The sequence below is a fragment of the Streptomyces sp. NPDC005483 genome (assembly GCF_040606035.1).
GTDB lineage: Bacteria > Actinomycetota > Actinomycetes > Streptomycetales > Streptomycetaceae > Streptomyces.
In genome coordinates, this window is the sequence record NZ_JBEXEA010000011.1 from 41,203 (window position 1) to 58,212 (window position 17,010).

Here is a 17,010-nt window from a genome sequence, read left to right on the forward strand (position 1 = left end):
CACCGGCCTGCTCACCTCACTCCACGACGTGTCGGCCTTCCGGCTGGACGCTGCACGAGGCCCGGAACGCGCAGTGGGAGCAGTGCTGGCCCGCGTTCGGCGTGAACCGTTCGTCGAGGACCTTGCCGGCCGCCGTGGCGAGCAGGTCGCCGACCCACTCCCCCTCCAGCGGCTCCTGGGCCTGCACTTTGGGCAGGGTCTCGCCGCCGTCCCGCTTGGGGGCGCCCTGGCGCAGCTGGACGAGTTCGGCGCCGCCCGGCTCGGGCCGCACGCCGTCGAAGGCCTCGTCGACGGCGCCTTCGCGGACGGCGAGCTGGTAGACGGCGAGCTGGGGGTGGCGTTCCACTTCGGCGGAACTCACCGGCTGCTTGCCGGTCTTGAAGTCGACGACGTACGCACGCCCCTCGCCGTCGGCCTCGACGCGGTCCATCTGTCCGCGGATGCGGACCGCGACCTCGCCCGCTTCGAGGGTGACGTCGAAGTCGTGCTCGCTGGCCACCGGGGTTCGGCCGGTGCGGTCCATGACGTGCCACTTCAGGAAGCGTTCGAGCGCCACGCGCGCGTTCTCCTTCTCCTGCACCGACTTCCAGGGCGCGTCGAAGGCGAGCGCGTTCCACACGGAGTCGAGGCGCTCCATGAGGACGTCGAGGTCGGCGGGGGTGTGCCCGGAGGCGACCTCGTCGGCGAGGACGTGCACGACGTTGCCGAAGCCCTGGGCGACGGTCGCGGGCGCGTCGGCCTTCACCTCACGGCCCAGGAACCACTGCAGGGCGCAGGTGTTGGCGAGTTGGTCCAGGGCGCTGCCGGAGAGCACGACGGGCTGGTCGCGGTTGCGCAGCGGCACCTTGGACTCGGTCGGCTCGAACATGCCCCACCAGCGGTAGGGGTGCGCCGAGGGGACGAGCGGGCGGCCGTCCTCGTCGGCGAGGGCGGCGAGCCTGGCGAGGCGGCGGGCGGCGGCCTCCCTCAGGGTGTCGGAGACGCGCGGGTCGACGGTGGTGGCGCGGAGTTCGGCGACCAGGGCGGCAACCGACAGGGGACGGCGCGGGCGGCCGGTCACGTCCTTGGGTTCGACGCCGAGTTCGGTCAGGAAGCGGGAGGGCTGGTCCCCGTCGTCGGCCGGTGCCTTCACCGCCGTGACGACGAGTCGCTCACGCGCACGCGTGGCGGCCACGTAGAACAGTCGGCGCTCCTCGGCGAGCAGGGCGCCCGGGGTGAGCGGTTCGGCGAGTCCGTCGCGGCCGATACGGTCGGCCTCCAGGAGGGAGCCGCGGCGGCGCAGGTCCGGCCACAGGCCCTCCTGGACGCCCGCGACGACGACCAGGCGCCACTCCAGGCCCTTGGAGCGGTGCGCGGTCATCAGGCGGACGGCGTCGGGGCGTACGGCACGCCGGGTGAGGGTGTCGGCGGCGATGTCCTCGGCGTCGATCTCCTCCAGGAAGTTCAGGGCGCCGCGGCCTCCGGTGCGCTCCTCCGCGCGGGCGGCCGTCGCGAACAGCGCGCATACGGCGTCGAGATCCCGGTCCGCGTTGCGCCCCGCGGCGCCGCCGCGCCGGGCGGCCCGCTCCAGACGTCCGGGCCACGGCGTGCCCTCCCACAGGTCCCACAGAGCCTCCTCGGCGCTGCCGCCGTTCGCGAGGCGTTGACGGGCCCTGCCCAGCAGCGCGCCGAGCCGCTGGGCTCCACGCGCGTACGCGGGGTCGTGCACGGCCAGGCGTTCGGGCTCGGCGAGGGCCCGCGCGAGCAGCACGTCGGAGGGCGGCGGCAGGGCGTTGCCCGCGGCCCGCTCCTCGTCCCGCAGGGCCCGCCCGAGGCGGCGCAGGTCGGCGGCGTCCATACCGGCGAGGGGGGAGGCGAGGAGAGTGAGGGCGGTCTCGGTGTCGAGCCAGGAGGTCTCCACCGGTGATTCTTCGGAGGCGGGCCGTGGTTGGTCTTCCGGGTCCTGCTGCCGCTCGCCGTCCGGGTCCTGCCGTGGCTCGCCGTGCGGGTCCTGCTGCGACTCGGCGTCCGAGTCCTGCTGCGACTCGGCGTTCGGCGCTTGTCGCGGCTCGCCGGATCCCGGCTGCGGCTCGCCGTCGGACACCTGCTGCGCCCCGTCGCCGGACCCCAACTCCAGCTCACCGTCCGACACCCGCTGCGCCCCGTCGCCGGACCCCAACTCCAGCTCACCGTCCGACACCCGCTGGCGGGACTCGTCGGAACCCCCACCCCCCTCAAGCCGTACGGCCCCCTCCGCCGCCTCCGCCGTGGCCACCGCCCGCAACGCCGTCAGCAGGGGCGCCACCGCCGGTTCGTGGCGCAGCGCCAGGTCGTCGCCGTCGATGTCGAGGGGGACCCCGGCCGATGTGAGAGCGCGCCGGACCGTCGGAATCGTGCGGGATCCCGCGCGCACCAGGACCGCCATCTCGCCCCAGGGCACGCCGTCCTCCAGATGCGCCCGGCGCAGGATGTCCGCGATGTTGTCCAGCTCTGTGCCGGGGGTCGGGTAGGTGAACACCTCGACGCGCCCGCCCTCGCGGACCGGGGCGAGCTCGCGATGGGCGCGGACCTTCTCCGCCGGCAGCCGGGTCAGGGGCATGCGCTGGGTCACCAGGCGGGTCGCGGCCAGCAGGTCGGCGCCGGAGCGGCGGGAGGTGCGCAGGACCTCGACGGGGGCCGTCCTGCCGTCCGCGCGGGGGAAGGCGTACGGGAAGTCGAGGATGCCGTTCACGTCCGCGCCCCGGAACGCGTAGATCGACTGGTCGGGGTCGCCGAAGGCGACGAGGGTGCGTCCGCCGCCGGCGAGGGCTTGCAGCAGCCGTACCTGGGCCGGGTCGGTGTCCTGGTACTCGTCGACGAAGACGGCGTCGTACTGCGCGGCGAGCCGCTCGGCGACCTCGGGGCGGCGGGCGAGGAGCACCGCGCGGTGGACGAGTTCGGCGTAGTCGAGGACGCCCTGGAGGTCGAGGACGTCGAGGTACTCGGCGAGAAAAGCGGCAGCGGCCTGCCAGTCGGGGCGGCCGATACGGCGGGCGAAGGCGTCCAGGGCGCCGGGGCCGAGACCCAGTTCGCGGCTGCGGGCGAGGACCGCGCGGACCTCGTCGGCGAAGCCGCGGGTGGTCAGGCAGGCGCGCAGCTCGTCGGGCCAGCGCACATGCGCGAGGCCGAGCTGCTCCAGGTCGGGCTGGCCGGCGAGCAGGTCACGTACGGTGACGTCCTGCTCGGGTCCCGACAGCAGCCGCAGCGGCTCCACGAACAGGTCGCTGTCCTGGTGGGCGCGGACCAGGGCGTAGCAGAACGAGTGGAAGGTCGTCGCCTGCGGGGCGCGCGCCGCTCCGATGCGCAGCGCCATGCGGTCGCGCAGCTCGACGGCCGCCTTGCGGCTGAACGTCAGCACGAGCACGCGCGCGGGGTCCCCTCCGCGGGCGATTCGTGACGCCACCGACTCGACGAGAGTGGTGGTCTTCCCGGTGCCCGGACCTGCGAGAACGAGCAAAGGGCCGCTTCCGTGCTCAACCACGGCGCGCTGTGCTGCGTCCAGACGAGGGGGATCCACTCGGGCCGGCGGGGTACGAACCAGTCGGTAGGCGCCACGGGTCCCCTGGCGCACCTGGGAGTGCGACAGACGCCTGGTGGAGGAAGAGGAGCTCACGTGGTTCGCCGGTCCTGGTGGGTGTGCTGTTGGGCGGCCCCCCGCGCGTGGAGAGCGGTGGACGGGGGGTGAGGGGGACGCGTGCAGCCGACGCTACGCCGACGCCGAGTGCGGAAGCAGGGCTTCCGCTTCTTCCCGTGCGACCCGTGCGACCCATGCGACCCGTACGTCCCTCACCCCACGAACGTACGGCATGCCACAGACGTGCCATGTTTCCCCCGTACGGGCCTCAGGGTGCTCCCGGGCCCGCGGGATGGCGGAAGCTGTCAGGTGTGACCCTCCGCCCGATGGCCGCCGTCCCAGCGCGCCCGTCTCATGTCGAGACGGGGCAGATGGCCCTCGGCGGCCCTGCTCGCCTCCTTCAGTGGCGTGCCCTCGACGCGGTACCGGTCGAGCGCCCGCAGTTCGTGCCCCGGGAGCAGAACGCCGTCCGCGCGGACGACCCGCCACCACGCGACGGCTCCGCCGTACAGGGCCATCACCCGGCCGACCTGGCGGGGTCCGCCCTCCTCCAGCCACTCGGCGACGTCCCCGTACGTCATGACGCGCCCGGGCGGAATGCGTTCGGCTACGTCGAGGACCCGCTCGGCGTACTCCGGCAGCTCGTCCGCGTACTCCGGGCGGGCGTCCCGAGGAAGGCTCTGCTCGCTCATCCGCCCCATCCTGCACCACCCCACCGACAATGTGACGGGCTCGCGACGGTGCGTATCCCTCGCCCGAGGACGGCGCGTCCGGCAGACTGTGCGCCCCCGCATGTGCACCCTGACACCCCCGCGTGTCGGTGGGGCATGCCACCATCGTGCGGGCGGTGACTGGTGATACGAGATCAAGAAGAGACGATGAAGCCACAGGGTGTGCACCCGGAGGACGCCGAGAGCACCTCTGACGCCTCGTCGCGCCCCGACACCGCCGAGGCCGAAGAGGTGCGTGCCGACGAGGTGCATGTCGACGAGGTCGAGAGCGACGAACCGCTCCTCCCCGCGCGCGTGCACCGGCCCTCCGACCTCATGCGACTGCTGGTCGGCGTGCTGGCCGTCGTCATCCTGCTCGCGATCGCCGCGTTCGCGCACGGCACCACCTCCGGCCTCGAACAGGACATCAACAAGGGCACCGGGCAGGCACCCGACCTCCTCATCAAGATCGCCGGTCTCGCCTCCAGCATCGCGATCCTCCTGGTCCCGGTCGCGTTCGCGATCGAACGGCTGATCAAGCGCGACGGACTGCGGATCGCCGACGGTGTGCTCGCCGCGGTCCTGGCCCACGGTGTGACGCTCGCCACCGACCTGTGGGTCGCCAAGGCCGCCCCGGATTCGATCCAGGAGGCGCTCACCCAGCCCTCCCCCGGCGACATCCACGCCCTCACCGACCCCGTGCACGGCTATCTGGCGCCCGTCATCGCCTATATGACGGCCGTCGGCATGTCCCGCAGGCCGCGCTGGCGGGCGGTGCTGTGGATCGTGCTGATGCTCGACGCGTTCTCGATGCTCGTCACCGGCTACACCACACCGTTCTCGATCATCCTCACGGTGCTGATCGGCTGGACGGTCGCCTACGGCACGCTGTACGCGGTCGGCTCGCCCAATGTCCGGCCCACCGGGCGAACGCTGATCGCGGGCCTGCGGACCGTCGGCTTCCACCCGGTCAGCGCGGCCCGCGAGGAGGCCTCGGAGACCGCAGAGAACGGCGACCGCGGCCGGCGCTACTTCGTGACCCTGGAGGACGGGCCTCCGCTGGACGTGACGGTGGTCGACCGGGAGCAGCAGGCACAGGGGTTCTTCTACCGTGTGTGGCGCAACCTCACGCTGCGCGGGTTCGCCACCCGCAGCAGCCTCCAGTCGCTCAGGCAGGCGCTCGAGCAGGAGGCACTGCTCGCCTACGCGGCGATCGCGGCCGGCGCCAACGCGCCCAAGCTGATCGCCACCTCCGAGCTCGGTCCCGACGCCGTGATGCTCGTCTACGAGCACACCGGCGGGCGCACCCTCGAGTCGCTGCCCGAGGACGAGATCACCGACGAACTGCTGCGCAACACCTGGCGTCAGGTGCAGGCGCTCCAGTCCCGGCGCATCGCGCACCGCAGGCTCGCGGGTGACGCGATCTTGGTGGATCGTTCCGGCGCGGTGATCCTCACCGATCTGCGCGGCGGTGAGATCGCGGCCAGCACCCTGCTGCTGCGCATGGACGTCGCCCAGCTGGTGACGACCCTGGGACTGCTGGCGGGCGCGGAACGCGCGGTGGCCTCGGCGGTCAGCATCCTCGGCCCCGACGCCGTGGCCGACTGTCTGCCGATGCTCCAGCCCATCGCTCTGACACGCTCCACGCGCGCGACGCTGCGCAGACTGGCCCGGGAGCGGGCCCAGCGCGAGCGCGAGGCCGTCCTGGACGCGTCCCAGCAGGCCAAGCAGGCCCGCCTGGAGGAAGCGCCGGACGCCGCCAGGCCCGTACTCGAGAAGCCCGACAAGAAAACCGTCAAGGCCGAGGCCCGGGCGGAGAAGCGGGCCATCGACGAGGCCATCGAAGGGGCGCGGGAGGAGGACCTGCTGACGCAGATCCGCCACCAGGTGCTGCTGATCAGGCCGCAGGCGCCGGTCGAACCGGCCCGCCTGGAGCGGGTGAAGCCGCGCACGCTGATCAGCTTCATCGCGGGCGCCATCGGCGCGTACTTCCTGCTGACGCAGCTCACCCACATCGAGTTGGGGCCTCTCGTCGCCAACGCCGAGTGGGGCTGGGTCGCAGCGGCCGTGCTGTTCTCCGCGGCCAGTTACTTCGCCGCCGCCATGGCCCTGCTGGGCTTCGTGCCAGAGCGGGTGGGATTCCTGCGGACAGTCGCTGCCCAGGTCGCCGGTTCGTTCGTGAAGATCGTCGCACCGGCCGCGGTCGGCGGTGTGGCGCTCAACACACGGTTCCTGCAGCGCCAGGGGGTGCGGCCGGGGCTCGCGGTGGCGAGTGTGGGCGCCTCGCAGTTGTTCGGGCTCGGCTGCCACATCCTGATGCTGCTGTCCTTCGGCTACCTGACCGGTACCGAGAAGACGCCGTCGCTGTCGCCCTCGCGAACCGTTATCGCGGGTCTGCTGACGGTGGCGGTGCTCGTGCTCGTGGTCACCTCGGTGCCGTTCCTCAGGAAGTTCGTCGTCACGCGCGTGAGATCGCTGTTCGCGGGTGTCGTGCCGCGCATGCTGGACGTGCTCCAGCGGCCGCAGAAGCTGGTCACCGGCATCGGCGGCATGCTGCTGCTGACGGCCTGCTTCGTGATGTGCCTGGACGCCTCCATCCGCGCCTTCGGCAGCGAGGGCACCTCGCTCAGCATCGCCAGCGTCGCCGTCGTCTTCCTCGCCGGCAACGCGCTCGGTTCGGCAGCTCCGACACCGGGCGGTGTGGGAGCCGTGGAGGCCACCTTGACGGTCGGTCTGATCGCCGTGGGGCTCCCCAAGGAGGTCGCCGCACCGGCCGTTCTGCTGTTCCGTCTGCTGACGCTGTGGCTGCCGGTGCTGCCGGGCTGGCTGGCCTTCAACCAGTTGTCCCGGAAGGGCGCCCTGTAGTCCGTCCTGCCCCAGCCGGAACAGGTACCTCTTACGGCTCGTGCTCCGCGCATCCCCACGCGCGCGAGCGCAGGATGGGTGCATGCCGAACCCCCCTCGCCTGCGCCTCGCCGCCCTGACCGCCACCGCCCTTCTGCTGGCCTCCGCGCTGGCGGGCTGCGGCGGTGACTCCCAGGACGAGGACCTGTCGGCCCAGAAGCTGAACTGGAAGGACTGCCCGGCGCCCTCCCCTGCCGAGGGCGGCGGAGACGCCCCCTCGCCACTGCCGGGCGGCGAAGAGTGGCAGTGCGCCACCCTCAAGGCCCCTCTCGACTGGGCGAAGCCCAAGGGCGACACCATCGGCATCGCGCTGATCCGGGTCAAGACCAGTGGCCCCAAGGACAAACGCATCGGCTCGCTCGTCTTCAACTTCGGCGGCCCCGGCGGCTCGGGCGTCAGCACCCTGCCCGCCTTCGGCTCGGACTACGCGAAACTGCGCACTCGCTACGACCTGGTGAGCTTCGACCCCCGCGGGGTCGGCCGCAGCGCCCCGGTGGAGTGCCTGAACGACCCCCAGCTCGACGCGTACTTCGAGCAGGACGGGACCCCCGACGACTCGGCCGAACGCGCCAAGCTGCTGGACAACACCAAGGAGTTCAACGCGGCCTGCGAGGAGAACTCCGAGAAGATTCTGCCGCGTGTGCGCACGACCGACGCCGCCCGCGACATGGACCTGATGCGCCAGGTCCTGGGCGACGCCAAGCTGTACTACTTCGGCATCTCGTACGGCACCGAACTCGGCGGCGTCTACGCCCACCTGTTCCCGAAGCATGTGGGGCGCGCGGTCTTCGACGCGGTCGTCGACCCGACGCAGAACAGCGAGCAGGGTTCGCTCGGGCAGGCCGAGGGCTTCCAGCTCGCGCTCGACAACTTCGCCGAGGACTGCACCTCGCAGCCCACGGACTGCCCCGTCGGCGACACCCCGCAGGACGTCAAGACCCGCATCGCGAAACTCCTGGCCGACCTCGACAGGAAGCCCATCCCCGGCATCGGGCAGCGGGTGCTGACCCAGACCGCCGCGACCAACGGCATCGCGCAGGCCCTGTACTCCAAGGACTTCTGGGAGTACCTGACCGAGGGCCTGGAGCAGGCGTACGACGGTGACGGCAGAGTCCTGATGCTGCTGTCCGACTCGATGAACGGGCGCAGCGAGAACGGCGAGTACAGCAACATCGCCGCGGCCAACATCTCCATCAACTGCGCCGACGACAAGCCCCGGTACACCACCACCGAGGTCGAGCGGAAGCTGCCCGAGTTCCGTGCCGTGTCACCGGTGTTCGGCGACTTCATGGCCTGGTCGATGCTGACCTGCACCGACTGGGCCGTGGCGGGCGCCGCAGACCATCCCGACGTGAGCGCCGCCGGCTCGGCGCCGATCCTGGTGGTGGGCAACACCGGTGACCCGGCGACGCCGTACGAGGGCGCCCGGAAGATGGTGGAGGCGCTCGGTCAGGGCGTCGGCGTCGAGCTGACCTACAAGGGGCAGGGGCACGGGGCGTACGACAGCAAGAACAAGTGTGTCCAGGACGCGGTGAACGGCTATCTCCTGAACGGGAAGGTGCCGGCGGCTGGGACCGTGTGCTCGTAGCACGACCGCAGTCCCCGAAACTTCGATAAATCCGCTGCTCAGAGGGTTATCCACAGGCCCCGACGAGTGTCCTGCGATCGGCCTACCATGGCCGGACCGACGTTCGTGGCTCGGCACGGACGGCTTGGGAGGGGGACCGGAATGGGGCGTTTCGTACGGTGGGCGGCCATGACCGCCGCGGCCGCACTGCTGACGGCCGGCTGCAGTGGCGGCTCACCCGGCGGCGGCGATGGGGACGGTCAGTCGAGCAGCGCGAGGCCCACCACGACCGGCGCGAAAGCGCTGCCCGCCGCGCTGACCTCGCAGAAGCTCGACTGGGAGCACTGCAAGGCCACCGCGGACTCCTCCGCGCCCGGCAGGGACTGGCAGTGCGCGACGCTGAAGGTGCCGCTCGACTGGTCGAAGCCGGACGGTGAGACGATCGGCCTCGCGTTGATCCGCTCCAGGGCTCGCGGCGGTGACCGCATCGGCTCGCTCCTGTTCAACTTCGGCGGCCCCGGCGCGTCGGGCGTCGCCGGAATGCCCGGGTACGCCGCCACCGTCTCCCTGCTGCGCGAGCGGTACGACCTGGTGAGCTGGGACCCGCGCGGGGTCGGCGCCAGCGAGGGCGTCCGATGCCGCGGCGACAAGGAGACCCAGGCGGCCGAGGCGGTGGACCCCACTCCGGACACCCCGGCCGAGGAGCGGGCGTACCTGCGGGACGCCACCGACTTCGCCCAGGACTGCGAGAAGAACGCGGGCAAGCTGCTGGCCCACGTCTCCACCACCGACACCGCGCGGGACATGGACCTGATGCGCCAGGTCCTCGGTGACACCGAGCTGCACTACTTCGGCATCTCTTACGGCACCGAACTCGGCGGCGTCTACGCCCACCTGTTCCCCGAGACCGTGGGGCGGCTGGTGCTCGACGCGGTCGTCGACCCCGGCGCCGACATGGTGGCCCACCGGAGGAACCAGGCCCGGGGCTTCCAGCGCGCGCTCGACAACTACCTGACGTCCACGGGCCAGGACCCCGAGCGGGGCACCCGGAAGATCGCGGACCTGCTGGACCGGATCGACGCGGACCCGCTGGACACGTATTCCGGGCGGAAGCTGACCCAGGTGCTCGCGTTCACCGGCATCGTCTGGCCGCTGTACCGCCAGGACAGCTGGCCCTCGCTGACCAGCGCTCTCGACACGGCCGAGCAGGGGGACGGTTCCGAACTGCTGGCGCTCGCCGACGGTTACAACGAACGTGACCGCTCAGGGCGCTACGGCCTGCTCCCGCAGGCACAACGGGTCATATCGTGCTTGGACGACAAGCAGCGGCCCACGCTCGCGGAGGCGAAGAAGCAGCTGCCCGAGTTCGAGAGGATCTCACCCGTGTTCGGCCCCTTCCTCGGCTGGGACGCGGCCGGCTGGTGCCACGACTGGCCGGTGCCGGGCCAGTACGAGACCCCGGAGGTGAGCGCGCCCGGTGCGGCACCGGTGCTGGTGATCGGCAACACGGGCGACCCGGCGACGCCCTACGAGGGTGCCCGGAGGATGGCGGACGAGTTGGGCAAGGGGGTCGGTGTGGAGCTCACCTGGAAGGGCGAGGGACACGGGGCGTACGGCAACGGGAGCGACTGTGTGGACTCCACGGTGAACGCGTACCTGCTGCAGGGCAGCGTGCCGAAGGACGGCAAGGTCTGCGCCCGGCGCCGGTAAGGGAAAGGGGCCCGGCACACGTGATGCCGAGCCCCTCCCGGGAAGACGTGGGTCTAGTAGACCGGCTTGTCCGGCTCGATCTGGTTGACCCAGCCGATCACACCGCCGCCGACGTGCACGGCGTCGGAGAAGCCCGCGGACTTCAGGACGGCGAGGACTTCCGCACTGCGGACACCCGTCTTGCAGTGCAGGACGATCTTCTTGTCCTGCGGGAGACCCTCGAGGGCGGTGCCCATCAGGAACTCGTTCTTGGGGATCAGCTTGGCGCCCGGGATGGAGACGATCTCGTACTCGTTGATCTCCCGGACATCGATGATCTCGATGTTCTCGCCGTCGTCGATCCACTCCTTGAGCTGCTTGGGAGTGATCGTCGCGCCGGCTGCCGCCTCCTGGGCCTCCTCGGAGACGACGCCGCAGAAGGCCTCGTAGTCGATGAGCTCCGTGACGGTCGGGTTCTCGCCGCAGACCGCGCAGTCCGGGTCCTTGCGGACCTTGACCTGGCGGTACTGCATCTCCAGGGCGTCGTAGATCATCAGGCGGCCGACGAGGGGCTCACCGGTGCCGGTGAGGACCTTGATGGCCTCGGTGACCTGGATGGAGCCGATGGACGCGCACAGCACACCCAGCACGCCGCCCTCGGCGCAGGAGGGGACCATGCCCGGCGGCGGGGGCTCCGGGTAGAGGCAGCGGTAGCAGGGGCCGTGCTCGGACCAGAAGACCGAGGCCTGGCCGTCGAAGCGGTAGATCGAACCCCACACGTACGGCTTGTTCAGCAGCACGCACGCGTCGTTGACCAGGTAACGCGTCGCGAAGTTGTCCGTGCCGTCGACGATCAGGTCGTACTGGCTGAAGATGTCCATCACGTTCTCGGCCTCGAGCCGCTCCTCGTGAAGGATCACGTTCACGTACGGGTTGATGCCGACGACGGAGTCGCGGGCGGACTCGGCCTTGGAGCGGCCGATGTCGGCCTGGCTGTGGATGATCTGGCGCTGCAGGTTCGACTCGTCGACCTCGTCGAACTCCACGACGCCGAGCGTGCCGACGCCCGCCGCGGCCAGGTACATCAGCGCCGGCGAGCCCAGGCCGCCGGCGCCCACACAGAGCACCTTGGCGTTCTTCAGCCGCTTCTGCCCGTCCATCCCCACGTCGGGGATGATCAGGTGGCGGGAGTACCTGCGGACCTCGTCTACGGTGAGCTCGGCAGCGGGCTCGACCAGGGGTGGCAGCGACACGGGGACTCCGTTGGTCGGTCAATCACTACGGTTGTTCTTCCCGTAACACTGCCATGGGCTTCTTCATTCCGAGACACCCGTTCCGATCCGCGAGACGATTTCGTCCCAGTAGCCGGGCAGGGTCTCCCAGGGGTCGACGCGGCCGCCGCGATCCGTGCGGTCCGTGAACCAGATCGTGGCGGCGCCCTGCCAGCGGGCGATCCGCAGGGCCTCCTCCAGGTGCGGGCCGGGAACTCCGTGGACGAGGTGGCAGAAGCGGTCGGGTGGGTAGTCGGCGGTCCACTCGGCCACCTGCGCCCAGCGGTAGTCGCTCCAGGAGCCGGAGAAGGTGACCAGCTGGTCGGCGCTCTCGGCGTAGCCGGGGTGGGGGTGGGTGCCGTGCCCGAGGACGATGTGGGCATCGTCACGGACCGCGCGGAGCGTGGTGACGGTGCGGCGGACCTCGGGAAGCGCGGCGCGTTCGGTGGGGCACCGGTCCAGGAGGAAGCCGTCGACCTGGTACCAGTCGATGTAGCGCTGGGCCTCGGAGACCGTCTCACCGTGGACGCGGCTCCCGTAGGCGGTGTCGAGACGGCCGAGGACGCGGACGCCCGCGTTGCGCAGCCGGCCGGCCGCTTCGAGGCAGTGCGGGTCGGGGCGGGCGCCGGGGCCGTCGGCGACGTCGAGGACGGCCCAGTGCACAGGGGTGCCGGGGCGGGTGAGTTCGGCCCATTCGGCGGGCGCGACCAAGGGGTGGGCGAAGCCCGGGACGCCGAGGCCGGCGCGCAGTTCGGTGCTCGACGTGCTCGTCTTCGTGCTGGTCAGATGCGGCATGCCGCCTCCATCCAGATGTCGGCCAGGGACTCCTCGAGGTTGATGCGGGGGCGCCAGCCAAGCCGGTCGCGTGCGGTGCGCACGTCGGCCTGCTGCCAGCTGCCGCAGCCGTCGGGGTACGGGTACGCGACCGGCGCCGCATGGTCGGGCTCGGAGCGGGGATGCCCGATGGTCGCCCTCAGCGGGCCGGGAGGACCGTCGAGTTCATGGAGGGCCCCGCCGTATCCGGCGACCCGGGCCAGGACGGCGGCGGCGTCGCGGAGGCGGACGGCTCGGCCCGAGCCGATGTTGATGACACCCTGCGCGGCGGAGAGGGAGGCCGCGTGGACGGCGCGGGCCACATCGCGGACGTCGACGAAGTCGCGCTGGGCGCCGAGGCCGCCGAGCTTCAACTCGCCGTCGCCGGACTGCATGGCGCGGCGCATGGCCTCGGCGAGACGGCCGAGCGGGGAGCCCGCGGGGGTGCCCGGGCCGGCCGGGGAGAAGACGCGCAGGACGACCGCGTCCAGACCGGAGCCGAGGACCAGTTCGGTGGCGGCGAGTTTGCTGACACCGTACGGGCCGCCGGGGCGCGGGACGGCGTCCTCGGCCGTGGAGGAGCCCGGCTGGCTGGGCCCGTACTCGGCGCCGCAGCCGATCTGCACCAGACGGGCCCCGCAGCCGCTGCGCCGCAGGGCCTCGCAGACGGTGGCGACGGCGACCGTGTTGTGGCGGGTGAGTTCGCGGGCACCGCCGCGGGTGGCGCCGGCGCAGTTGACGACGACGCCCGGGTGGACCGCGTCCAGGAAGCGGGTGAGGGCGCCGGGGCTGCCGGACGCGAGGTCGAAGCGGACGTCCGCGTCGTCGCCGCGGCCGAGGGCGGTGAGCTGGACGGCGGGGTCGGCGAGCAGACGGTCGGCGACGAAGCGGCCGAGGTAGCCGTTGGCTCCGATCAGCAGGACTCTCATCGGGCTGCTCCCGGGGCCTCGGGGGCGGGTCGGGAGGTGGTCATTGCGGGTTCTCCTTCGGGAGGGGCTTGCGAGTTGTCTCCGGCGGTGGGCCGGGGTGCCGGTGGCGGTGTGTGCGGATTCGGCGGGGCGGTTCCCCCACGGCGGAGGGCGATCCCACGGCGGGAGGAAGGTCGCGCCCACGGCGGCCGGGTCTTCACGCCACGGCGGGTGGGCTCTGCTCCTGCGGCGGGTGGGTGCCGCGCCTACGAGGGGTGGGCGCTGCGCCTACGGCGGGTGCGTGGCCCGGGGACGGGTCAGCACGGTGCCTCCGCCCGGGCGTGGGCCGACGCTCTGGTCAGCTTGCGGGCCCCGTGGATCAGCAGGGCCAAAACGCCGAGTCCGCAGGAAAGGGTCTGGATGCCGCCCGGGCCCCAGAGGTCCACGAGGGCGTCCACCGGTGTCGCCATGAAGCCGCAGCCCGGCAGGCGGGAGGCGAAAGCCGCGGCCAGGGCGGTCACCTGGGCCGTGGCGGCGGCGGTGAGGACCACTCCGGGGGCGTGGGTGAAGCCGTGGACGGTGAGGAGACGGGCGAGGAAGAGAAGGGCGCCCAGGGCGATGACCTGTGGATGGGCGGCCGGTTCGTCCATGACGGCGCCGGACAGGGCCGTCAGAGCCGTCAGCGCGCACAGGTACAGGGCGAACGTGCAGAACAGCAGAGGGCGTACGGAGGCCGCGAAGTCCTCCAGGCCCCGGCTGACGGCGAGTTTGCGACGGGCGCGGGCCGCGAAGAGGTGGGCGGACCAGGCTGCCGGGGCGCAGGACAGGGTGAGGGCGAGGACGGGGGCGGTGGCCGTGGGCCAGGCAGCGTCGGCGGCGCCGGTGGGAAGGGCGTCGGGGCCACCGGTCACGGCCGCCGCGAGGAGGCCGTCGCCGAGGGCGGCGTAGGAGAGGAGCCAGTAGGTCCAGGTGGAGGTGCCCGTGCTGGGTGCGCGGTCAGGGGTACCGAGGGGGCCGCGGGACAGGGCCGCGCGCACGGTCAGAGAGACGGCCAGGAAGCCCACCAGGGCGGCGACCAGGCGGGCCTGGCCGTCGGTGAGACGGGTGCCGGCCACCGTGGCCACGCAGAGGGCGCCGGGGAGGAGGGCGAGCAGGACCCAGTCGGCGCGGGCCCGGGGTGTCTGATCAGCCGCGGAGGGCGGGGGCGTTTCGGCGTCCCTCGGGACACGGGCGTACATCTCCTCGGCGAGGGAGAAGACGTCCCGGTGCCGGAAGCGGACGGCGGTGCGGTCGGTGACGCCGTGGGCCTCCAGGCCCGCCGCGATCTCCAGAGGGTCGACGGCCCGCTCGCACAGCTCGCGGTGACGGTGCATCAGGGCCTTCACCGGGTCCGCGGCGGAACGGCGGGAGGGGCCGGGAGGGGTGGGCTTGAGGCCGGTGGAGATTTCGGGGGCGCGGGGCACGGGGCCCGACGGGGCGGCGTCCTCCGAAGCCTCGGCCGTGGGCGTGTCCGCGTCGACCGGCTCGGCCCCTTCGGACCCGCCGGACCTCCCGGACCCGCCGGGCACCCAGGACCCGCCGGGCGCCTTGGGCACACCGGGCTCCTTGGGCGCACCGATTTCCCCCACAGCTCGCGGCGCCGACGTTGCCGCCGTTTCCGGTGTTCCCACGCGCCCCGTATCGCCGTTCGCACCGCGCTCGCCGACCCCCCGCCCGTCGCCCGCGGCCGCCTCGCCGGGGCTGCCCGGGGTGTCGGAGCGGTCGAGTCCCACGTCGCTCATCCGGTCGCTCCTTCCGAGGCGGCCGTCGCGCTGACCGGGGGCCCGGCGGCCCAGCCGGGGCCGCCCCGGGCGACGACGCGGGTGCTGCGCTCGCTCCAGCGGCCGGGTACGTGGGCTTCGGCAGGGGCGGCGAAGGGCAGGGGCTCTCCGGTGCCGTCCAGGACGACCCGGCGGACCGGGGTGCTCGAGACGATCTCCAGGTAAATGCCGTGAAATGCCGTGATGTTCTGTTCCACGGTGAACAGTTCGAGCGCGCGGGCCCGTGCGGCGGCTCCCAGGCGCTCACGGCGCTCGGGGTCGCGCAGCAGCGTGACGCACGCCTCCGCGAGCGCCTTCGGGTTGCGCGGCGGTACGACGAGCCCCGTGCCGCCGATGACCTCCACGACCGCGCCGACATCGGTGGACACGGTGGCCCGGCCGCAGAACATGGCCTCGACGAGGCTGATCGGGAAGCCCTCGACCACGCTGGACAGGACGGTGACCGCGCCCGAGGCGTACGCGTCGGCGAGCGTCGGCACCTCGGGCCCGCCGATCTCCTCGAAGGAGACGGGGTTGTCGCCGACGGAGTGCAGCCCCTCCGCCTCGTCCGGGAAGAGCTGCGCGGCCAGCGCCTTGCAGTGCCCCAGATAGGCCGCACCTTCGGGACCGGTGGGGGCGCCGACGATTCGCAGCCGTGCCTTGGGCTCCTCCTTGCGGATCTCCGCGAAGGCATGGAGCAGCGAGATCAGGTCCTTGGCGGGTTCCACCCGGCCGACCCAGACCAGCGTGTCCGGGTCGACGCACTCCGCGGACTCGCCGACCTCCGTGAAGCGGGCGGCGTCCATCCCGGGGTAGACCGTGCGCAGCTTCGCGCGGTCGGCGCCGCAGCGCTCCTGCCAGCGGCGGGCGTGGGTGTTGCCGGGCGTGACGACCGCGGCCCGCCGGTAGGTCTCGGTGGCCAGCCGGCCGTGGAAGGCGGCGAGCAGGGTCCGGACGGCGGGCGGGGAGTCGGTGTCGGCCAGGTAGTGCGTGCGCAGCCGTACGCCGTACTCGGTCACCAGCAGGGGGACGCCGGTGAAGTGACGGGCGAGGAGCCCGGACAGGGCGGCCGGGCCGCCGGAGGTCGCGTGGCACAGGTCGACCGCGCCGAGGCCGTCGTCCTCGTACCAGCCGAGCGAGAGGGGGCGCAGGGCGCACTCCAGGTGTGCGGCGACGTCGAGCAGATCCGGTACCCGCGCCGCGCGTGCCGTCTGCCGGGCGCCGGGCGCACGACAGGCGCGCTCCAGGGCGCGTACGGCGGTCTCGGAGCGGAGCGCTCCCACGAGCCCGCCTTCGTCACGGGCGAGTTCGGCGAGCCCGTACAGGGCGTTGGCGAAACGGTCCGCCTCAGTGGCCGACGACTCCCCCGAGGCGTCGCCGACCGACCCTTCGCACAGCGCCGACGCCAACTCTCCGTAGGACTCGGCGAACCGACGGCGCGCGCGGCGCCCGTACACCACCCCGTCGTCCTCGGCGGTCCACAGCGGGGCCGTGATGACCCTGTCGACCTGGGGCGGCAGCTGGACCCAGCCCTCGTCCTCCTGGTGCTCGCTGCGGCTGAGCGCGTAGATGTCGAACTCGTGCTGCTCGAGCCCGCGCACGAGCCGGTCGCACCAGAGCCTGGCGTCACCGCTCACATACGGATAGCCACCCTCCGTAAGCAGTCCTATGCGCACGAGTGCACCCCCGATCTCCCGTATGAGGAGCCGCCGTTGGCCCGGCGGCTCGCAGCGGGACGAAGGTATGCGGACAAGGCG

10 protein-coding genes are annotated in these 17,010 nt (G+C 72.4%); 3 read left to right on the forward strand and 7 right to left on the reverse strand.

What is annotated here, in order from left to right:
• Positions 1-16: 16 nt before the first annotated feature.
• Both ABZT06_RS21940 and ABZT06_RS21945 read right to left on the reverse strand, forming a co-directional pair.
• A complete protein-coding gene (locus ABZT06_RS21940; protein WP_355743221.1) occupies positions 17-3,631 on the reverse strand; it encodes a UvrD-helicase domain-containing protein in 3,615 nt (1,204 codons plus the stop codon).
• A gap of 266 nt (positions 3,632-3,897) precedes the next feature.
• Positions 3,898-4,284 carry an MGMT family protein gene (locus ABZT06_RS21945; protein ID WP_355743224.1) on the reverse strand — a complete coding sequence of 129 codons (387 nt, stop codon included), beginning with the start codon at positions 4,282-4,284 and terminating at the stop codon, positions 3,898-3,900.
• Positions 4,285-4,470: 186 nt separating this feature from the next.
• Here ABZT06_RS21945 and ABZT06_RS21950 point away from each other — a divergent pair, with 186 nt between their 5' ends.
• The 3 genes from ABZT06_RS21950 (at position 4,471) to ABZT06_RS21960 (ending at position 10,483) form a co-directional block, all read left to right on the forward strand.
• Positions 4,471-7,167: a lysylphosphatidylglycerol synthase domain-containing protein gene (locus tag ABZT06_RS21950; protein WP_355743226.1), complete on the forward strand. Its 2,697-nt coding sequence runs from the start codon at positions 4,471-4,473 to the stop codon at positions 7,165-7,167.
• Between the two features lie 82 nt (positions 7,168-7,249).
• A complete protein-coding gene (locus ABZT06_RS21955; RefSeq protein ID WP_355743228.1) occupies positions 7,250-8,794 on the forward strand; it encodes an alpha/beta hydrolase in 1,545 nt (514 codons plus the stop codon).
• A gap of 141 nt (positions 8,795-8,935) precedes the next feature.
• Positions 8,936-10,483 carry an alpha/beta hydrolase gene (locus tag ABZT06_RS21960; RefSeq protein WP_355743230.1) on the forward strand — a complete coding sequence of 516 codons (1,548 nt, stop codon included), beginning with the start codon at positions 8,936-8,938 and terminating at the stop codon, positions 10,481-10,483.
• Between the two features lie 53 nt (positions 10,484-10,536).
• Here ABZT06_RS21960 and moeZ read toward each other — a convergent pair whose 3' ends face one another.
• The 5 genes from moeZ to ABZT06_RS21985 form a co-directional block, all read right to left on the reverse strand.
• Positions 10,537-11,715: an adenylyltransferase/sulfurtransferase MoeZ gene (gene moeZ / locus ABZT06_RS21965; RefSeq protein ID WP_355743233.1), complete on the reverse strand. Its 1,179-nt coding sequence runs from the start codon at positions 11,713-11,715 to the stop codon at positions 10,537-10,539.
• 63 nt (positions 11,716-11,778) lie between these two features.
• A complete protein-coding gene (locus ABZT06_RS21970; RefSeq protein ID WP_355743236.1) occupies positions 11,779-12,528 on the reverse strand; it encodes a spherulation-specific family 4 protein in 750 nt (249 codons plus the stop codon).
• Positions 12,516-13,475, reverse strand: a complete 960-nt coding sequence (locus tag ABZT06_RS21975; protein WP_007384548.1) for an NAD-dependent epimerase/dehydratase — start codon at positions 13,473-13,475, stop codon at positions 12,516-12,518. The genes ABZT06_RS21970 and ABZT06_RS21975 overlap by 13 nt, the downstream gene beginning before the upstream one ends.
• 296 nt (positions 13,476-13,771) lie before the next feature.
• Positions 13,772-15,235, reverse strand: coding sequence for a hypothetical protein (locus tag ABZT06_RS21980; protein WP_355743240.1), 1,464 nt, complete (start codon positions 15,233-15,235; stop codon positions 13,772-13,774).
• Positions 15,232-16,929, reverse strand: coding sequence for a DUF3492 domain-containing protein (locus tag ABZT06_RS21985; RefSeq protein WP_355743243.1), 1,698 nt, complete (start codon positions 16,927-16,929; stop codon positions 15,232-15,234). Before ABZT06_RS21985 ends, ABZT06_RS21980 begins: the two co-directional genes overlap by 4 nt.
• Positions 16,930-17,010: the final 81 nt, after the last annotated feature.